The sequence below is a fragment of the Chengkuizengella sediminis genome (genome assembly GCF_010078385.1).
GTDB classification, from domain to species: Bacteria; Bacillota; Bacilli; order Paenibacillales; family KCTC-33759; genus Chengkuizengella; species Chengkuizengella sediminis.
Map to the genome: position 1 here is coordinate 234,001 of NZ_SIJC01000001.1, position 19,967 is coordinate 253,967.

Genomic DNA, 19,967 nt, shown 5'->3' on the forward strand with positions numbered 1-19,967 from the left:
GTCGGTTATAAATATTCTTGAAAAAAGAAGGAACACAAAGTGTTCCAACTTATATCAGCATATTAATTTTTCATTTGAGCCTTTACTTCTTCTGCAAAGTTTTCTTCTTTTTTCTCCAAACCTTCACCAAGTTCGAATCTAACAAATCTACGAATTGAAATATTCTCACCAATTGTTCCTACTTTTTCGTTTACCAAATCAGCAATCGTTTTATCTGGATCTTTAATAAATTGTTGTTCTAACAAACAGTACTCTTCATAATATTTGCTAAGACGACCCTCAACCATTTTTTCAACAATGTTTGCTGGCTTTCCTTCATTTAAAGCCTGATTTTTTAGTACTTCACGTTCTCTATCTAAATCTTCCTGAGATACTTCCTCACGACTTACGTAAGATGGATTTGATGCTGCAATGTGCATTGCAATATCTTTAACGAAGGATTTAAAACCATCTGTTAATGCAACAAAATCTGTTTCACAGTTCACTTCAACAAGCACGCCAATCTTTCCACCTGCATGTATGTAAGATTCCACAACACCTTCTGATGCAACACGTCCCGCTTTTTTAGCAGCAGCAGATAAACCTTTCTCTCTTAATATATCCATCGCCTTTTGAATATCACCATTTGCTTCATCAAGTGCTTTTTTACAATCAAGCATTCCCGCACCTGTTTTTTCACGTAATTCTTTAACACTTGCCGCTGAAATAGCCATAAAAAGACCTCCTATGTTCTTTTGTAAAATGAGATGGAAAGGTAAACCTTCCATTCCTTAAAAAAAAGGGGATGATGGATATGCCCATCAACCCATCTTTCGTTTTTTCAATATATTTTCAGATTAAGCAGTTGTTGATGTTTCTTCACCTTGATGTGCTTCAACCACAGCATCTGCCATTTTAGCAGTGATTAATTTTACTGCTCTTATTGCATCGTCATTACCAGGAATAACGTAATCAACTTCATCAGGGTCACAGTTTGTATCAACAATTGATACAATTGGGATTCCCAATTTTTTAGCTTCCGCTACAGCTATACGTTCTTTTCTTGGATCAATAATAAACAATGCGCTCGGAAGCTTCTTCATGTGTTTAATTCCACCTAAGAATTTTTCCAAACGAGCCTTTTCTTTGTTTAATAAAATAACTTCTTTTTTAGGTAAGACTTCAAATGTACCGTCTTCTTCCATTTTTTCTAATTCATGCAAACGATTAACACGTTTTTGTATTGTTTCAAAGTTAGTTAGTGTTCCACCTAACCATCTTTGGTTAATATAGTACATACCACTGCGCTCTGCTTCATCTTTTACTGAATCCTGAGCTTGTTTTTTTGTACCTACAAAAAGAACTGTTCCGTTGTCTGCTGCAATAGATTTAATGAAGTTATAAGCTTCCTCAACCTTTTTTACAGTTTTCTGTAAATCAATAATATAAATTCCGTTTCTTTCGGTGAAGATGTAACGATCCATCTTAGGATTCCAACGACGAGTTTGATGCCCGAAGTGAACCCCAGCTTCTAATAGCTGTTTCATGGAGATTACTGCCATCCTCACACACCTCCTCTAAATGGTTTTTTAGTTTCCTCCGCCAATCGCATTTTCTTATAAGACTTCCATCTAGAAAGCACCCTTAATAAGAATTAATTGACGTGTGTATTAACACCGTCAACTAATATACCATAACTGGCATTCTTATGCAACAAAATCCTGTTCTAAACTAAAAAACCACCCTAACATTTATACACAGGACGGTTTATCATTTTATTCAGTTATTTTGTTAATAATATGAGTTAGGTCATCTGATTCTTCAAATATATAATAACCTTTTTTGATTTTACGATGTAGATTAAACTCCGTCATTACAGTCTCAAATTCTTCTATTTCAGAAATAAGATCCAACTCGAATAAAATAATTCCAACATCATTGGAATTCATTCCTTCTTGAATTAGGAATGCTTTTGTAGCAACTGGATTAGTTAACGAACCTTTTTCTTTTAGCAATTTATTTATTTTTGCATCAAATTGTTCTTGTGAAAACCTGGTTTCATCATTATGATAAACACTGTAATTTAGTTCATTTGCTTTTTGCTTTAATTTATATACATCAAACTCTTCTTCCTTGCCAACAACATCTGTACCTACAAAAGTGTTGAACAATAACAGGAGTGCAGTAAGAGTCATTCCGATTCCAAATCCATAATAAAAATATTTATGCCCCAGCACGTGATTTGTCCTCCTGTTTCGCTAAATTAATGATAAGCTGGACTTCTCCTTTATTGATTCCAGTTTTATTTGAAATATATTGTACCGACTTCCCATCATGATGTAATGTCATAAGTTCATTGTATCGCTGATTAATTTTTAACACGTCTTCCTTTTCTTTTAAAGTGGCATCTTCCGCTTGTTTAAAAGGGGCTTGTTTTACTTCCAGAGTATTTATCTCTAATTTTTGAAGTTGTATCTCCAATTGCTCCACTCTTTTTGTTAATCGCGAATTTTGATCTTGCGTTGTTTCACTCATTCCAATGATTCGTTCCATTATTTTTTTATTCTCTTCATCCAATTCAATTGAAAAATCTTCTACGGTTTGTTTTACTTCTTCTAATAACTCAGAATTTGTTGCGTGATATGATTGATCTTTTACAAAAAATTTAGCAATAATAATCATCGTGATACCGATGAAAATCAATATGTAATATATCAAAGAAGTCACCTCCAATAATCAATATTAATGATTTCATTCTTGTTCTGAGTTGAGCGCTCCTCTTAATCTTAAGATTGCTTTAGAGTGAAGTTGAGAAATCCGTGAAGGTGTAAGTGACATGACTTCTGCAATTTCACTCAATGAAAGATCGTCGTAGTAATATAATGAAACAACTACTCTTTCCTTTTCAGTTAGTTTTTTTATTGCTTTTGTTAACGTTTCCTTTAAATGCAATTCACCAACTTTACTTTCAGGTTGAATGGCATTCTTATCTATCAACAATGATTTTCTTGTTTCAGTTTCCTCTTCTTGGACAGGTTCATCCAAAGAATATAAAGTTGTAATCGAAATTTCCTGTAACATTTTATTAAATTCAGATTCACTTACATCTAGATATTCACAAACTTCCTGATCGGTAACAGATCTTAAGTGTTTCTGTTCAAGTGTTTTGTAAGCTTCTTCAAGTTTTTTAGATTTTTCTCGAATAGATCTGGGTACCCAATCCCCTTTCCGTAAATGATCTAGAATGGACCCTCTGATTCTCCATGATGCATACGTTTCAAATTTTAAACCTCGTTCAAAATCAAACTTTTCCAAAGCATCTATCAAACCAATGACACCATAACTTTGCAAATCATCGTGTGTAATATTTTTAGGTAAACCAATTGCCACTCGATTCACTACAAATTGCACAAGAGGAATATAAGACTCAATTAATTTTTTCTTTATTTCAAGATCAGAATGTTCTTTCCATTGCTTCCACAATAACATTTGGGATTGGTTGTTATTCATTACATTCACCACCCTTACTCATTTGACAGATGCTTCACAGCCTCTGCCACTGTCTTGGAGTCTAACGTATCATTTGTTTGTAGTTTTGGAGGTTTCATCGGAGTAAAGGTACTCTGATCCTTCTGAGCATGAACATTTTCTTTAAGAGATTCATTCATCTCATCTATTTCCTCTGGGGTAGTTATATCTAAAAATTTCCCTTTTACAGAGTTCTGATCTATATTACTTTTTAATATCAACGCTATGCCCAATCTCACTATAAAACCTAAAATAAATAGTAATAGAAAACAAAACAGACTCCTTACTATAGAGGTTTGAAGCAAATTATTAGAAGCATTAAAGACAAAAGTTATTATCATGCCAATCAAGCTAAAGACGAGATTCCACTTCCAAGTTCCAATCATTTTTAAATGTCCTTTATTCCATATTTAATGCTGCGAATTGATAAGCTACCATTTAATACATCCAACTCAATTGTTCTACCAAATGATCCTCCTGTATCTTCAGCTTGAATTGGGATTTTAAGTTGTTGTAAAATTTCTTTGCATTTCACAATATTTTTATATCCGATTTTCATTGAATCTAGTTCAATTTGAAACATCTGAGAGCCACCTGCCATCTTTGCATGAATGTTCTTTCTAGAAGCGCCAAACTGATGCATTTTTTCCAAAAGAGCAGGAATAGCAGTGTCTGCATATTTTGCTACATTAAAGTTTTGATCTCTTGCAATTTGTGAAGTAGGTAACATAATATGGGCTAATCCACCTACCTGATTTATTGGATCAAACAATGTCAATCCTATACACGAACCCAGCCCCGTAGTTTTTATTTTCCCTTCCCCTTTTAATACGTTAAGCTCTGCAATCCCAACTCTTAATACAGTACTTTCGATCATTGAATAGGTACTCCCAAAGCATGAAATATTTTATCTAAAGATTCAGGATCAGGTATAAAAATGAAATGTCCCTCTACTTTTTCATTGCCTTCCAAAAAATTAGTTTCAATTAATAGAGCGTAATCATCATATTGACCACATTGCATCATACCAGAGCTTAATACAGCACCTAACATATCCATTGTCAATGAGGGAACAGATGGATAAATCTTAAGATGTGTAAGATTAGCAAGTGAGGAAAGATAAGAGCCAGTTAATATATTTCCTATTTCAGTTAATGCAGATATTTCAAATTCTGAGTACTCTTTATTTTTGGTCATGTCTATTTGTAATACATCACTAAGCAATTGATTAGCAGACTTTTGAGATAATATAAAATACATATTTCCAGGTGTTTCTCCAATGACACGAAGGTAAACTGCAATTACAAGCTTTTCGGTATCCCCCATACTTTCAGTTATATTCGAAAATGGACCAAAATTGACCCTTGGAACCCTCATATCTACCGTTTTGTTTATTAGATTAGATAACGCAGTGGTTGCATTACCTGAACCAATATTTCCTATTTCTTGTAATACATCTAATTGAAGAGGTTGAAATCTACTGAATGCGCTCACTTTATTAACCCTCAAATTCTTCTAGCTGTACAATTTCATTTTTGTTCAATACTTCCGAAAGATTCAATAAAACTAAAACTCGTTGTTGATCCAGTTTGGCAATCCCTTGAAGGTATTTTGCTTTTATACCTCCTACAATTTCAGGTGCAGGTTCGATCGAAGCGCTATCAATATCAAACACATCATTTGCTTCAGCAACAATTAAACCTACCTCTATATCTTTAATAGAAACGATTATGATCCTAGTTTGTTCAGTGTACTCCGTTTCCTCAAGTCCAAAACGACCTCTTAAATCTATAATTGGAATTACAGTACCTCTTAAATTAATCACGCCTTTTACAAAATCAGGTGTTTTAGGTACACGTGTAATCGGCATCATTCTCTCAATCGTATTCACGTGATCTACTTCTACCCCATATGACTCATGACCTAAAGAAAACATAATAAATTTCAAATCTTCTCCCATATTTAACATCCTCCTAAGATAATAAATATCATATTAGTAAACTTCTTTTATTTAACACTCTTTATGGATTGAGATCTTTACTTGAATAAAGCATTAGGGTCAACGATTAATGCAACTTGTCCATCTCCGAGAATCGTAGCTCCTGAAATAGCAAAAATATCAGTTAAATAATTACCTAGTGATTTTAATACAATTTCTTGCTGTCCGATAAATTCATCTACTACAATAGCCAGTTTCTTATCTCCTTTTTGAAGGATGACGATATTATAATCTACAGGATCATAAGAACCGGGAATATCAAATATATTTTTCAAAAATAAAATCGGTATTAATTTTTCACGATATTCTATCATATTTATATTATGTACAATTTTGATATCCTTTTTTTGTAAAATATCAGTTTCAATAATTGATGACAATGGTATGGCGTATTTTTCTTCCCCTTGTTTAATTAACATAGCTGGAATGATAGATAAGGTGAGAGGCAGTTGAACTGAAAATGTAGTACCTTCCCCTTTTTTAGAGTCGATTTGTATTTGGCCACCTAGAGAATTTATTTTCGTTTTTACAACGTCTAACCCCACACCTCGGCCAGATATGTCAGACACTTTTTCTGCGGTGCTAAAACCTGGTGAAAAAATGAGTTGATGAATTTGTTCATCAGTCATCATTTGAGCCTCATCTTTACTAATAATTTGTTTCTTTAATGCAATGTTAATAATTTTTTCTTTATCGATCCCTCGTCCATCTTCCTCTATTTCTATAAATACTTGATTCCCACTATGGTATGCAGAAAGAGATAGTGTCCCTTTTTCAGATTTGCCACTCTGAATTCGTTCATCTGGTGTTTCAATTCCATGGTCTAGTGCATTTCTTAGTAAATGAACTAAAGGATCACCAATTTCATCAATCACATTTCGATCTAACTCTGTGTCTGCTCCTGTAATGATTAATTCCACTTCTTTATTCAATGATTTCGCTAAATCTCTTACCATTCTTGGAAATCGATTAAATACAGATTCAACCGGCATCATCCGTAAATTTAATACTATATTTTGAATATCACCACTTACTCTTGACATGTGCTCAACCGTTTCAGTTAAATCCATTCGATCTATTTCAGATGAAAGTACCTCTAATCTAACTCTATCTATCAACAACTCACTAAATAGATTCATTAATGTATCGAGTTTAGCGATATCCACACGGATTGTACGATTTGTGGAGCTTTTAAGACTTTTTTTCTCTGGTTCACGTTGTTTCTTAGATTTAAGTTGATTCTCTGGTTTATGTTTTTTCTCTGGTTTATGTTTTTTCTCTGGTTCACGTTGTTTCTTAGATCCAAGTTGGTTGTCTGGTTCATGTTTTTTCTCTGGTTCACGTTGCTTCTTAGATCCAAGTTGGTTGTCTGGATTATGTTTTTTCTCTGGTTCACGTTGCTTCTTAAATCCAAGTTGGTTGTCTGGTTTATGTTTTTTCTCTGGTTCACGTTGCTTCTTAGATCCAAGTTGGTTGTCTGGTTTATGTTTTTTCTCTGGTTCACGTTGCTTCTTAGATCCAAGTTGGTTGTCTGGTTCATGTTGCTTCTCTGGTTCACGTTGTTTCTTAGAACCAGGTTGGATCTCTGATTCATGTTTTTCTTCATTTTCAGTTGTGTTTTGTGGCATATCCACAAAATGTTCTTCTAGAAAATGATTGTCTACGACATCAATCTGTATGGATTTGATTTCAGAAATATTTAATATTTCATGTTGCAATGTTTGTTCATCGACATCAGAAATATAGTAAAGTAATAATTCATTGTTAATTAACTCTTGTTCAATGTCATCAGTACTAGGTGTTATTTTGACAATTTCACCGTTTTGTTCAAGAGTATTCGTTACCATAAATACTCTGGCAACTTTTAATAAACAACCTTCATCAATATTGACTTTTATATAAAAAACCTGTTTTGATTCTAGTGATCTTTTTAAAACAGAATATTGGTGTTCATCCAGTTCAGCTGCTGTATTTTCAGTCTCTTGATTGCTTTCAACATTATGATTTCCCTCTTGATTTTTAACAACAATCATGTGAAGTGCACTCACGATATCTGTGACATCTGCTTTTCCAGTTCCGCCTTCGAATATATCAGATAACATCATTTCTAAAATATCTAAACTATTAAATAGTACATCGAATATAAATGAACTCATTTGAATTTTTCTATTTCGAACAAGATCTAATACATTTTCCATTTCATGTGTTAATGAGGATAAATCATCAAAACCCATTGTTGCAGCCATACCTTTTAATGTATGAGCTGAACGAAATATTTCCTGTACTAACTCTAAATTATCAGGGGCATTTTCCAGTTTCATAACATTATCATTTAAATGCTGTAAATGTTCCTTTGCTTCATCAATAAACATATTTAAATATTGATCTGAACTCATGATCAAACCTCCCTGGAGAAAGAATTTAATTTATTCTACTACTAAATCTATTAGTTTTGATGCAATTTTATCTAGTGTTAAGATGTAACGCACCTCATTTAATTCAATTGCAGCACGAGGCATACCAAAAATGATACTACTTTCCTCAGATTCAGCAATAGTAGAGCTTACTCCCGACTGTATTAATTGTTTCATTCCTTGTGCTCCATCAGATCCCATTCCTGTCATAATCACGATGTGTTTCTCTAATTCTTTAAATGGAGCCAAAGATTCAAACAAATAATCTACAGATGGACGATGACCAGCTCGATGTTTATCCTTAGAAAGATTGATTTTATACTTTCCAAAATCCTTTTCTACACTCATATGCCAGTCACCTGGCGCTAGGTATGCTGTGGATGTTTCAATGGCTTGCCCATGTTCCGCTTCAACCACTTTCATAGAAGACAGCATATTTAATCGTTCTGCTAATGATTTTGTAAACTTAGGAGGCATGTGCTGTACGATTAATAATGGAGCTGAAAAAGTTCCAGGCAATGCTGATAATATCTGCTGAAGCGCTCTTGGGCCACCAGTAGATGTACCTATAGCAACCAAATGTGAAAACTCATCACTTCCCTTGCTTTTAACTCGTATTCCTTTTTCAGACTTTTGGTTGAAAATTGGAAGTTGTTTTTTTACATTGGATTTCACTGCACTTTTCAGCTTTTCTATAAAAGGAAAATCATTTGTATGTAAGTTAAAGCTAGTAGCAATAGATGGTTTTTTTATAAAATCTACTGCTCCATATTGCAATGCTTTAATGGTTTCCGCAGTGCCAAAATCCGTAAAATTGCTTAACATAAGAACAGGAGTTGGCTGCTTTTCCATAATCAATTGCAATGCTTGTAAACCATTCATGATCGGCATTTCGATATCCATTGTAACGATATCGGGTTTAAGCTCAATCACTTTATCTACAGCTTCTTTTCCATTTTTAGCAAAATAAATAATTTCAAAATCATTTTCTTCTGAAATGATATTTGTTATTAAATTTCTCATAAAAGCGGAATCATCTACTACAATTACCCTATATTGCGTCATGTGTCACTCTCCAGTATTTAGGGATCATCATTTGAGTAATCTAATCATCTTATAAAAAAAACCTTTTACACTTGTAATTGAATCACTTGTTTCATTTTGTTCTGATAAAAAGGTTCTACATATTTGTTGAATGTCTCTAGAAGCAGAGGTATTTGGATAAGCAGTTAAAAATGGTGTTTGCTTTTTTACTGCCTTTGAAATATTCACATCCTCACCGATGTATCCCAATGTAGATAGCTCCAAACCTAAAAATTGCCTAGCTACTAAACTAATTTTCTCAGAAGTAAATCTTCCCTCTTTTTGTGTTGTAACTCGATTAATAATCATTCTAAATTGTATTTGTTGATTCAAGGAATGCACCATTTTAATAATTGAATATGCATCTGTAATCGAGGTTGGTTCAGGTGTAGTCACTACAATCGTTTCATGGGATGACATCATTAAATTCATAGATTGTTGCGTTAACCCTGCCCCTGTATCAAAAATGATATAATCTACGCTACCTAATAATTTACTAGCTTCATAAGCAAAATAATCTAAATCAACTTGAGATAAATTTAATAATTCTTGAATCCCTGATCCACCTGCTATAATTTGTAAGTCGTGTACTCCTTTCGTTATAATCTCTTTTATATTTTTTTCTCTTTTTAATAAATGATATAAATTATATTTAGGGGTCACCCCCATTAATACATCAATGTTTGCCATACCTATGTCTGCATCAAATATCAACACTTTATAACCTTTTAGTTGCAAAGCTAAGGCAAGGTTTAAAGTCAAATTTGACTTTCCAACTCCACCCTTCCCACTCGTTACTGTGATGACTCTAGTTTTGTTGTCATTGGAATTACTTTGCATTTTTATTAAATTCCTTAATCCTTGGGCTTGATCATTCATGTTAAGGATCCCCCATTATACGATCAATGACTTCATCATATTTCAAAACTGAAACATCATCTGGTACGTTTTGACCATATGTTATATAAGAAGGTTTTAAAGAAAATTCACTCACTAAATTAAAGATATTACCTAATGATTCTGTCTCATCCATTTTAGTAAAAAGAACTTTATCAATTCCAAATTTCATAAAATTATGGGTAATGGTTTTCATATCCCTATATTTAGTAGTTAAGCTTAATACCAGGTAGGTTTCACTTTGTTCCTCTGTTTTCAATAAACTTTTAAGTTCAGAAACATTCATTTCATTTCGAAAGTTTCTCCCTGCTGTATCCATCAAAATGACATCAACATCTTGTAACTTCTCAATCACAATTTCAAAATCCTTAGGTGAGTTCACAATATGTAATGGAACATCTAGGATATTTGCATAAGTTTTTAATTGATCAATGGCCGCAATTCGATAAGTATCGGAAGTGATTAAAGCAATTTTACGGTTATATTTCAATACTTGATCAGCAGCGAGTTTAGCAATGGTTGTAGTTTTCCCTACACCAGTAGGTCCTACAAAATAAGCTATTTTAGTTTGAGGTGATATGCCTTGTATATTGTGATAAGATAACAACTCTATAAGATGTTCTCTTGCGATTTGATTTGTTTTACTTTCAGATAATTTACTTAATTCTTCATCATGCTGTTCAATGATATGTTGTATAATGTTATCAATTAATTGCGCTTCAAATTCATGTTCATTTAAACGAAGCTGTAAATCTTTCAAATGGTTTGGTATTTTTGAGTTTTCTTCATTTGTGTGAAACTTTAAAATAAACTCCTTAAGCTTTTTAACTTCATCTAATACATCTGAGTCAGAAGCTGATGTTGATTCATCCTTTGTAATTGTTGAAAGGCTTGAATTCAAAACTTGAAGTTTATTTTCTTTAACTACCTTTTCCTCTTTGTTCGTTTCAGAAGCAGCAATCACTTCAATTCTCTTTTTTCTATATAAACCTAAAAAACCGCCTTGTTTAAATTCTTTTGTATTTAAAATTACAGCATTTTGCCCTAATTCAGATTTGATTTTTTGAAGAGCAGTTGGCATAGACTCTACTACGTAACGTTTTACTCTCATATATTCACCACTCCTACACTTTGAACCTCAATCGTTGGTTCTAATTCCTGATAAGATAATACAGGGATATCTTTCATCGTCTTTTCAATTAATTGACGCAAATAGTATCTTATCGTTGGAGAAGTTAATATGACTGGGTTATTACCTGTTTGCATGAATTTTTTGACTTGTTCTAATATTCTTTGATGTATGATTTGTGAAGTAGAAGGGTCAAGAGTAAGGTAATTCCCGTGTTCGGTTTGTTGAATCGATTCCGATATTTTCTTTTCTAAATCAGGACCAATGGCTAATACTTTTAAAACATCCCCGACTGAGCTATATTGCTGTGTAATTTGACGTGATAAGTTCTGTCTCACATATTCAGTTAGTACCTGTGGATCCTTTGTGTATGCAGCATAGTCTGCTAACGATTCAAATATAGTCACTAAATCTCTTATTGAGATTTTTTCTTTTAATAAATTCACTAATACCTTTTGGATGTCCCCAATTGATAATATATTTGGGATAAGCTCATCTATTAAAGCAGGAACATTACCTTTGATGTTTTCTACTAATGAATTTGTTTCCTGTCTACCTAAAAGTTCATACGCATGGTTTTTTATGACTTCCGTTAAGTGTGTGGCTACAACAGAAGGTGGATCTACAATGGTATAACCTGATAATTCTGCTCTGTCTTTTGTCGTTTCATCAACCCATATAGCCGGTAGTCCAAATGCAGGCTCTACCGTTTCAACACCAGTAATGGACTCATCATCAATACCAGAGCTCATAGCCAAATAGTGGTTTAGTAATAATTCACCACGAGCTACTGGATTTCCTTTAATTTTTATGACATATTCATTCGGATTAAGTTGAATATTGTCGCGAATTCTCACAACAGGAACAATGAGTCCCAGTTCTAATGCACATTGTCGTCGAATCATGACGATTCGATCCAGCAAATCGCCACCTTGTCCTGCATCTGCTAAAGGAATTAATCCATAGCCAAATTCAAATTCAATAGGATCAACATCTAATAGATTAATCACACTCTCTGGACTTTTCACTTCCTCTATGTCATGTTTCTCTTCCATTTGTTCCTCTTCTTTTTTTCTATTATTTATGTTTTGTTGCATTTTACGTGCAGTAATAACGAATGTTATAACTAATGGAAGGGTAATTAATATTCCAATCGGAGTAAAGACTCCTAATAGAGCTACGGTTCCGGCTACAATATATAATAATTTAGGGTATGCCAGCAACTGAGAAGACAAATCAAAAGCTAAGTTTCCTTTAGATGCAGATCTTGTCACAATTAAACCTGCTGAAGTAGAAATTAATAATGCAGGAATCTGACTCACCAGTCCATCCCCAATCGTTAATACGGAAAAAGTGGAGGCGGATTCTGCCAAAGACAATCCGTGAACCATCATGCCAATCACTAAACCACCCAACAAGTTAATTAACAAAATTACGATTCCTGCAATGGCATCCCCTTTGACAAATTTACTAGCTCCATCCATTGCACCATAAAAATCAGCTTCACGTTCTATTTTTTGCCTTCTTTCCTTTGCCTGCTGTTCATCTATTAACCCAGCATTTAAGTCAGCATCAATACTCATTTGTTTTCCGGGCATTGCGTCCAAGGTGAAACGAGCACCTACCTCAGCAACTCTTTCCGACCCTTTTGTAATTACTATAAATTGTACAACAACAAGAATAAGAAAAACGACAAAACCTACAGCAATGGTATTTCCTCCGACAAAATTTCCGAAGGTTTCAATGACAGGACCACCCCTAGCTTCACTTAATATCGTTCTCGTTGAAGAGATATTAAGTGCTAATCTAAATAGAGTTGTAATCAGCAATAATGCAGGAAAAATTGAAAATTCCAATGCATCCTTTGTATTCATGGCAACTAATAAAATCATCAAAGCTAACGAAATATTAATAATAAGAAGGATGGACAATAACATCACAGGGATTGGAACAACCATCATAATAACAATACCTATAATAGCAAGAAGAATTAATATTTCTTTGATTTTCATCGTTTTTGTCTCCTCCTTTCAACTTTTTGTATTACACATTTCGCTTTAATTTATATACGTATGCCAAAACTTCAGCTACAGCTTGGAATAGTTCATTTGGAATTGACTCTCCAATTTCCACCTGTTGATAAAGTGCTCTCGCTAAAAGTTTATTCTGCATTGTGACAACTTTGTGCTCTTTTGCTTTTTCTTTAATTTTAAGAGCAACATAATCCGTTCCTTTTGCTATGACTAAAGGAGCTTGCATTTTATCAGCATCATATTTTATTGCTACAGCATAATGTGTTGGATTGGTAATGACAACATCAGCATTAGGAATTTCTTGCATCATCCTTTGCATAGCCATTTGACGCTGTTTTTCTTTTATTTTACTTTTAATCAAAGGATCTCCCTCTGTTTTTTTATATTCATCTTTAATATCTTGCTTGGACATCCTCTGTTGTTTTTCAAAGTCATATTTTTGATACATATAATCAAGCACAGCTACAACAATTAAAATTAACCCAATGAGAATACCAAGAATCGCTGTAAGATTGGCAGTATAAGATAGCATATATTCCAAAGTATTCGATGATAGAGAAAAAATGTTCATTCTTTCATTCCACAAAATCAGAAATGCAACCGTTCCGATAATAGAAACTTTTAAAATAGATTTCAGAAATTCTACTGCAGCTCGCATTGAAAATATCTTTTTGGCACCTTCAATAGGATTTAGCTTACTCAATTTCATTTTTAAAGGTTCGCCAGTAAATAAAAAGCCAATTTGCACATAATTTGCAAGAAATCCAAACACCATACTTAAAATAAGTAAAGGCAGCAAAAAGATGAGCATACTATATAAAAGTTCCGCAAGCATAATCATTACATTATCAATCGTAATTTCCCACTGCATAAATTCTGTTAATGGTATGATAAAAAATTGCTGCATTCTATCGTTAAAAAATGAACTAAATAAATATAAAAATAGAAAAGAGAATAGAAATATAAATGCACTCGGAAGCTCCATACTTTTGGCAACTTGCCCTTTTTTTCTAGCCTCTTGCCTTTTTTTAGGTGTCGCTTTTTCCGTTTTTTCCCCAGCAAAACATTGCAAATCTAATTTCAATTGGTATCTTTGCAAGCGACTCACATCCTAAGTAACAACTTCTTATATAATCATTAATAACTCTTCTAATCTCTTAAACATCTTCTCAAACAAGTCTTCATATAAATACAAAAAGCCAGTAACTAATGTAAATAAAACAAACAAGCCAACCATAATTTTAATCGGTATACCAATAACAAATAAGTTAAACTGTGGTGCTGTTCTAGCTAACATTCCTAATGCAACATCTACCAAAAACAAAACGGCTATTAAAGGGGCAGACATTTGAAACGCCAAAAAAAACACATTTGTAAAAGTTGAAATGATAAATGTAGAAATATCACCATCATAAATTTTTGTAAAAAGTCCATTTGATAACGGCACCCATTCGTAACTATCCATAATGGCACGCAATAATAAATGGTGTCCATTCATAATTAAAAACAAAGTAATTGCTAACATGTATTTAAAATTACCAAGAATTGGCGTTTGCACACCAGTTATGGGGTCCATTACATTAGCCATACCAAATCCCATCTGTAGATCAACAAAAGCACCTGCAATTTGAACGACAGTAAAAAAAAGATAAGCTGTAAATCCTAATAATAACCCTACCAAAATTTCTCTGAAAATAAATGTTATGTAATCACTATTAATCGGTACTGGTTCCTCTAATCCAGTAGACATGAAAGTTAATAACGTAATAAATAAAGACAAACCGATTTTATATTGTGTAGGTAGTCCTCTAAATGAAAAAATAGGAGAAACTACAAAAAATGATGTTATTCGACAAAAAATTAGGATGACATTAGGTAAATATTGAAGAAAAAGGTCTATATACATGGAGATTACCTACCCAATAAATAAATATAAATTATTAAACAAGTTAGAAGTGAAATCTACTAAAACCGTTAAAATCCATTCGCCAAAAACTAATAGTGCAATGAATACGGCAACGATTTTAGGCACAAACGCTAAAGTTTGCTCTTGTATTTGTGTTGTAGCTTGTAATATACTAACGATTAATCCAACAGCCAATGCGAGTAATATCATGGGTGCACTTACCTTTAATACGATCCAAATGGCTTCAGCAGCCAAACTAATTATAAAATTTGAAGTCATAAATATTCTCCCTTAAATTACGTGTTCAAAAAGTTCAGTTTTCAGCACCAAGAAAGTGAATGTCAGATTCGACGTCGAGTAGACCTCCTCGAGATACTTCGTGATCACTGCTTAATATCAGTCACGTCCTGTGACTAATGCAGTACCAGCACGTCCTGTGCTGGCAAAAGGGGACTTTTTGAACAACCTCTTAAAGCGCTATGGATTAAAGCTAAGCAACAATGATTTAACTACCAAATGCCAGCCGTCTACTAAAATAAACAATAATATTTTAAACGGCAAAGAAATCATAACTGGCGGTAACATCATCATACCCATGGACATTAACACACTGGATACGACCATATCAATAATTAAAAAAGGAATAAATATCATAAACCCCATTTCAAAAGCGGTCTTTAATTCACTAATTGCAAAAGCTGGAATTAATGCAGTAAGGGGAATATCATATAACGTTTCTGGTTTTTCAACATTGGCATATTCTAAAAACAATAACAAATCTTGATCCCTTGTATGTGGGACCATAAATTCTTTCATTTCATTGGCAACATTTACAAAAGCTTGTGTCTGATCAATTTCTTCCTTTAACAACGGTTGCAATGCATTTTCATTAATATCCCCTATCGTTGGAGCCATAACAAATAATGTAATAAACAATGCGAGACCAATCAAAACCTGATTGGGTGGCATTTGTTGAGTTGCCAAACTCGTCCTGACAAAGCCAAGTACAATTACAATTCGAGTAAAACTAGTCATCAATAAGAGAATCGCAGGTGCAATACTCAAAATAGTAATGAGGAGTAAAATTGTAACTGTATTTGAAGGCTCGATTCCAGGTATTTCGGGAATGATTGGCAAAGTAAGTGAGTTAATCATCTTTATTCTCCCGATCTTTATTTTTATCTTTTATTAACATAGAATCGATTTTTTGATTTCGTTTTTTTACGTTATTCATTTTCTCATAAATAACTTCGTGAAAAGTAGAACTACTCTGATTTTCATTATGTATTTCCTCTGCGTTCTTCTTATTCAGACCATTGAATAATGATTTAAAGTTCACCAAATTGATGGATTTCTGATTAGAATTCAGTGTCTGTTTAATAAGGTTAATCTTTTCTATTTGATCAATTTTATCAATAAGTTGTACCTCATCACCTACCCCAATCAAATAAATGTCTCCACCAAACTCAATAACTTGAATTGAATTCTTCTGTCCAAGTTTAACTCCACCTAAGTGTTTAATTAAACTATTAGACAACCAAGTATTTTTTTTAGATAGAAACTTAAATACTAAAAATATCAAAGCAATAATAGATAACAACACAAAAAAAACAAGTAAAAATTGTTCCGTTAATCCCTCTCCAGGATTCTTTAGAAGAGGGGGCATTAGTTTATTAAAAGTATAGGTTGTATTTTTGAGCGTAACCAAAAATGAACAATCCTTTCTATTGATGTATCAATTAATTAAGTGTTTTTTTAATCGCCTCAATTACACGGTCAGCTTGAAAAGGTTTTACTATAAAATCTTTAGCACCGGCTTGAATCGCATCAATCACCATTGCTTGCTGACCCATTGCAGAACACATTATAACCTTAGAATTAGGATCAATTTTTTTAATTTCTTTAAGAGCTTCAATTCCATCCATCTCAGGCATTGTAATATCCATTGTCACTAAATCTGGTTGCAGTTCTCTATATTTTTCAATTGCTTGTGAACCATCAATCGCTTCACCTACAACATCAAACCCATTCTTCGATAAAATATCTTTGATCATCATTCTCATAAAAGCAGCATCATCTACGATTAAAATTTTGTTAGCCATATAATTCCCTCCGCATTTATTGTATTTTGTTTAGTCGATCGACTTGATTAATTATTTCAGTTACTCTGACACCGAAGTTTTCATCTATGACAACCACTTCACCCTTGGCAATGTTTTTGTCATTAACCAGAATGTCTACCGGTTCACCAGCTAATTTATCTAGTTCAATAATGGATCCCTGCGTTAATTCCAAAATCTCCTTGACCTTTTTTTTAGTTCTTCCTAATTCTACAGTGACATTCAAAGGGATATCAAGTAATAAATTCAAATTTACTTGATCTGAATGTGTAACATTAGTTTGAGTAAAGTTTTCAAATTGAACATGCTGTACGTTAACATTTGAGTTCATAGGATTCTTATTAACTAAATTCCGTTGTTCCTGATGGGTTTGATTCATTTCTTGATATGATCTGTTAACTTCCAGTTCTTTTTGTACAGGTTGATTTACAGATTGTTGTACAGGTTGTGATAAATTAGATGCTGAATCTGATTGTAATGTATTTTCAACAGTGGTTGTTTGTTCCTCACTCTGTTCTGCATCCCCCCCTATTAAACTATTGACTAGATTTTTAGCAAATGGTATCGATACTAGCTGCATAATCGTTGAATCTATCAGATCAGCGATTTTCAATCTAAAAGATACTTTTATAACCACATCATCTGAAGGTAAATCTCTCTGATGATCCGTGTCTATAACATTAATGCTTGGTGGTGATATATTTACAGTACGGTTGAAAATAGTTGACATGGATGTTGCTGATGATCCCATCATTTGATTCATGGCTTCCTGAACTGCACTAATGTGAATTTCAGTTATTTTATCTGCAACGTTTGTCCCATCACCACCTAGCATAAGATCCGCAATGATTTTTGAATCTTCTTCAGCAATGACTAATAAGTTAATTCCCTCCAAACCAGCAATATACTCTACGTGCACTGCTAGATGAGGATGCTTAAACTCTTTTTTTAATTCTTCTTTTAAAGCAATAGAAACATTCGGAGTTGTAATATCCACTTTTTGCCCAATTAATGTTGATAAAGCTGTAGCAGCACTACCGAATGTGATATTTCCAATTTCACCAAGAGCATCCATTTCCAAGGAAGATAAATATTGATGGATATCCATTGATTGATTTTGCTCGGACGGTTGGTTAAGTAATGCATCTATTTCTTCTTGTGTTAATAAGTTTTTACTATTCATTTCCACCCTCCTCCTCGTTTAAAATCTCTTCGATTTTTATTGCTAGTTTCCCATTTAATTCACCTGGTCTTCCGATGAATTTTTCCTTGTCACCAATATTTAAGGTCAATCCTCTTTGAATGGATTTATCTAATTTAATAACATCGCCTTCTACTATATTTAAAAATTCATGGACGGATATACTTGAATTGCCTAACTGAGCAACGACAGGTAACGTAGTATTATGTATTCTTCTCTCTAGAGCTTCTATTTCAACAGGGTTTTTTTCTGACTTTTTTTCTGATATAAACCAATGATGATCAGATAATCTAGACATTATTGGTTCAATGACAACATGTGGTATACACAAATTCATCATTCCAGAAAAATCTCCAATGTTTGTTCTCATTGATATAAGGGCGATAGTTTCGTTTGGAGAAACAATTTGAATAAATTGCGGATTTGTCTCCAAAGCAGTGAGTTTAGGTGTGACATCTATCACTGATTTCCATGCTTCTTTAAAACTATCAAACGCTCTTATAAATATTCTTTCTAAGACCATGGTTTCAATCTCTGTCAAAGTCGTAACATTTGAAGAATTAGTTCCAACGCCTCCAAGCAAACGGTCAATCATGGCGTATGCAATATTAGGATGTACTTCCAAAACCATCCTTCCTTTTAAAGGTTCAGCTTCAAATATATTTAAAATCGTCGTTTTTGGAATAGAGCGTATAAATTCGTCATATGGCAACTGTTCAACTTGAACGACTTTAATTTGCATAAAAGTCCTTAATTGTGCCGAAAAATAGGTTGTTAAATATCTAGCAAAATTCTCATGTATTCTTGACAAACTTCTGATATGATCCTTTGAAAACCGAACCGCTCTTTTAAAGTCATATGCTCGTATCTTTTTTGCAGATTCCTCTTTTTTTAGCTCTTCTGCATCCATCTCACCAGAAGAAAGAGCAGTTAATAAAGCATCAATTTCATTCTGGGATAGAATATCTACCAATTAAACCACTCCTTAAGCACGGTTAGCGCTGTTATATCCTACTAACAACTCGATCTGTAATGTGAACTTGCTCTAATGTACCTTCTGTTAGAATTGGATTAATGATATCCTTCAGCTTGTTTATGATTAAATCTAAATCTTGACTATCACTCATCTCATTCGCTTTCGTATCTGCTAATAAACGAATGACATTTGATTCTACTATATGTATTGAGGCTTCTAATTCCTCTTTTGCATCCTTATTATCAAGTTGAAACGCAAAACTTATTCTTATTAAATAGTTTAGATCCGCAAGATTTGTTGTTACATCATCCATAAAAACAGTTAGTTCTTGAATCTCTTGAGCACTTGGATTCTCAGTTGATACGGGTTCGTTTTTGACCCAATCCCAAAATATAAATGCTGATAAAATAATTAAAGTAATAAACACCAAAATAAAAATGAGTGAGAATAATAGATTTCTTGACACTATGATCCCTCCACATTTTGGGATTTAACCGCAGCATTCATAATACCAATATCATGAAGGTAGTTTTTTATTAATACTATCACATCTTTTACCTTTTCGAGAACCAGTATTTTTTTGCCGTTGGTTAAAGTTATAATTGTCTCAGGTATATCTTCAATTGTTTCTATTAGTAAGGCATTAATAGAAACTTTTTTTCCGTTGATTCGAGTCACAGTAATCATCATTTACCCCCAATT

General features: G+C 33.2%; 24 protein-coding genes. All 24 read right to left on the reverse strand.

What is annotated here, in order from left to right; genetic code table 11:
• Nucleotides 1-62: 62 nt before the first annotated feature.
• The gene (gene tsf, locus EPK97_RS01100; protein WP_162034752.1) at nucleotides 63-713 is read right to left on the reverse strand and encodes a translation elongation factor Ts; all 651 of its coding nucleotides are present in this window, start codon (nucleotides 711-713) and stop codon (nucleotides 63-65) included.
• A gap of 123 nt (nucleotides 714-836) precedes the next feature.
• Complete coding sequence (rpsB, locus tag EPK97_RS01105) at nucleotides 837-1,541, reverse strand: 30S ribosomal protein S2 (RefSeq protein ID WP_160643281.1); 705 nt, start codon at nucleotides 1,539-1,541, stop codon at nucleotides 837-839.
• A 213-nt stretch (nucleotides 1,542-1,754) separates the two neighbouring features.
• Entirely contained in the window at nucleotides 1,755-2,216 is a 462-nt protein-coding gene (locus EPK97_RS01110) for an endolytic transglycosylase MltG (protein WP_162034753.1), read from the reverse strand.
• Nucleotides 2,203-2,697: a hypothetical protein gene (locus tag EPK97_RS01115; protein ID WP_162034754.1), complete on the reverse strand. Its 495-nt coding sequence runs from the start codon at nucleotides 2,695-2,697 to the stop codon at nucleotides 2,203-2,205. Before EPK97_RS01115 ends, EPK97_RS01110 begins: the two co-directional genes overlap by 14 nt.
• Nucleotides 2,698-2,730: 33 nt before the next feature.
• Nucleotides 2,731-3,489, reverse strand: coding sequence for a FliA/WhiG family RNA polymerase sigma factor (locus tag EPK97_RS01120; protein ID WP_162034755.1), 759 nt, complete (start codon nucleotides 3,487-3,489; stop codon nucleotides 2,731-2,733).
• A 14-nt stretch (nucleotides 3,490-3,503) separates the two neighbouring features.
• On the reverse strand, nucleotides 3,504-3,728 hold the full coding sequence (locus tag EPK97_RS01125; RefSeq protein WP_162034756.1) for a hypothetical protein: 225 nt from the start codon (nucleotides 3,726-3,728) through the stop codon (nucleotides 3,504-3,506).
• Nucleotides 3,729-3,895: 167 nt separating this feature from the next.
• Nucleotides 3,896-4,384, reverse strand: coding sequence for a chemotaxis protein CheD (locus EPK97_RS01130; protein ID WP_162034757.1), 489 nt, complete (start codon nucleotides 4,382-4,384; stop codon nucleotides 3,896-3,898).
• Nucleotides 4,381-5,001: a chemotaxis protein CheC gene (locus EPK97_RS01135; protein WP_162034758.1), complete on the reverse strand. Its 621-nt coding sequence runs from the start codon at nucleotides 4,999-5,001 to the stop codon at nucleotides 4,381-4,383. The genes EPK97_RS01130 and EPK97_RS01135 overlap by 4 nt, the downstream gene beginning before the upstream one ends.
• A 4-nt stretch (nucleotides 5,002-5,005) precedes the next feature.
• Nucleotides 5,006-5,467, reverse strand: coding sequence for a chemotaxis protein CheW (locus EPK97_RS01140; RefSeq protein WP_162034759.1), 462 nt, complete (start codon nucleotides 5,465-5,467; stop codon nucleotides 5,006-5,008).
• A gap of 77 nt (nucleotides 5,468-5,544) precedes the next feature.
• The gene (locus tag EPK97_RS01145) at nucleotides 5,545-7,902 is read right to left on the reverse strand and encodes a chemotaxis protein CheA (protein ID WP_162034761.1); all 2,358 of its coding nucleotides are present in this window, start codon (nucleotides 7,900-7,902) and stop codon (nucleotides 5,545-5,547) included.
• Between the two features lie 30 nt (nucleotides 7,903-7,932).
• Nucleotides 7,933-8,985, reverse strand: coding sequence for a protein-glutamate methylesterase/protein-glutamine glutaminase (locus EPK97_RS01150; RefSeq protein ID WP_162034762.1), 1,053 nt, complete (start codon nucleotides 8,983-8,985; stop codon nucleotides 7,933-7,935).
• A 27-nt stretch (nucleotides 8,986-9,012) separates the two neighbouring features.
• Nucleotides 9,013-9,882: a MinD/ParA family protein gene (locus EPK97_RS01155; RefSeq protein ID WP_162034764.1), complete on the reverse strand. Its 870-nt coding sequence runs from the start codon at nucleotides 9,880-9,882 to the stop codon at nucleotides 9,013-9,015.
• 1 nt (nucleotide 9,883) lies between these two features.
• Nucleotides 9,884-11,011 carry a flagellar biosynthesis GTPase FlhF gene (gene flhF / locus EPK97_RS01160; protein ID WP_162034766.1) on the reverse strand — a complete coding sequence of 376 codons (1,128 nt, stop codon included), beginning with the start codon at nucleotides 11,009-11,011 and terminating at the stop codon, nucleotides 9,884-9,886.
• Entirely contained in the window at nucleotides 11,008-13,041 is a 2,034-nt protein-coding gene (gene flhA / locus EPK97_RS01165) for a flagellar biosynthesis protein FlhA (RefSeq protein WP_162034767.1), read from the reverse strand. Before flhA ends, flhF begins: the two co-directional genes overlap by 4 nt.
• Nucleotides 13,042-13,072: 31 nt before the next feature.
• Complete coding sequence (gene flhB / locus EPK97_RS01170; RefSeq protein ID WP_162034768.1) at nucleotides 13,073-14,161, reverse strand: flagellar biosynthesis protein FlhB; 1,089 nt, start codon at nucleotides 14,159-14,161, stop codon at nucleotides 13,073-13,075.
• A gap of 27 nt (nucleotides 14,162-14,188) precedes the next feature.
• A complete protein-coding gene (gene fliR, locus EPK97_RS01175; RefSeq protein ID WP_162035423.1) occupies nucleotides 14,189-14,962 on the reverse strand; it encodes a flagellar biosynthetic protein FliR in 774 nt (257 codons plus the stop codon).
• 15 nt (nucleotides 14,963-14,977) lie between these two features.
• Nucleotides 14,978-15,247 carry a flagellar biosynthesis protein FliQ gene (gene fliQ / locus EPK97_RS01180; protein ID WP_162034769.1) on the reverse strand — a complete coding sequence of 90 codons (270 nt, stop codon included), beginning with the start codon at nucleotides 15,245-15,247 and terminating at the stop codon, nucleotides 14,978-14,980.
• Between the two features lie 198 nt (nucleotides 15,248-15,445).
• Nucleotides 15,446-16,123, reverse strand: a complete 678-nt coding sequence (gene fliP, locus EPK97_RS01185) for a flagellar type III secretion system pore protein FliP (protein WP_162034771.1) — start codon at nucleotides 16,121-16,123, stop codon at nucleotides 15,446-15,448.
• Nucleotides 16,116-16,676, reverse strand: a complete 561-nt coding sequence (locus EPK97_RS01190; RefSeq protein ID WP_162034772.1) for a flagellar biosynthetic protein FliO — start codon at nucleotides 16,674-16,676, stop codon at nucleotides 16,116-16,118. The genes fliP and EPK97_RS01190 overlap by 8 nt, the downstream gene beginning before the upstream one ends.
• Nucleotides 16,677-16,707: 31 nt before the next feature.
• The gene (locus tag EPK97_RS01195) at nucleotides 16,708-17,070 is read right to left on the reverse strand and encodes a response regulator (RefSeq protein WP_162034773.1); all 363 of its coding nucleotides are present in this window, start codon (nucleotides 17,068-17,070) and stop codon (nucleotides 16,708-16,710) included.
• 16 nt (nucleotides 17,071-17,086) lie between these two features.
• The gene (fliY, locus tag EPK97_RS01200; RefSeq protein WP_162034774.1) at nucleotides 17,087-18,271 is read right to left on the reverse strand and encodes a flagellar motor switch phosphatase FliY; all 1,185 of its coding nucleotides are present in this window, start codon (nucleotides 18,269-18,271) and stop codon (nucleotides 17,087-17,089) included.
• Entirely contained in the window at nucleotides 18,264-19,262 is a 999-nt protein-coding gene (fliM, locus tag EPK97_RS01205) for a flagellar motor switch protein FliM (protein WP_162034775.1), read from the reverse strand. Before fliM ends, fliY begins: the two co-directional genes overlap by 8 nt.
• Nucleotides 19,263-19,293: 31 nt before the next feature.
• Complete coding sequence (locus EPK97_RS01210) at nucleotides 19,294-19,731, reverse strand: flagellar basal body-associated FliL family protein (RefSeq protein WP_162034776.1); 438 nt, start codon at nucleotides 19,729-19,731, stop codon at nucleotides 19,294-19,296.
• Entirely contained in the window at nucleotides 19,731-19,952 is a 222-nt protein-coding gene (locus EPK97_RS01215) for a flagellar FlbD family protein (protein WP_162034777.1), read from the reverse strand. Before EPK97_RS01215 ends, EPK97_RS01210 begins: the two co-directional genes overlap by 1 nt.
• Nucleotides 19,953-19,967: the final 15 nt, after the last annotated feature.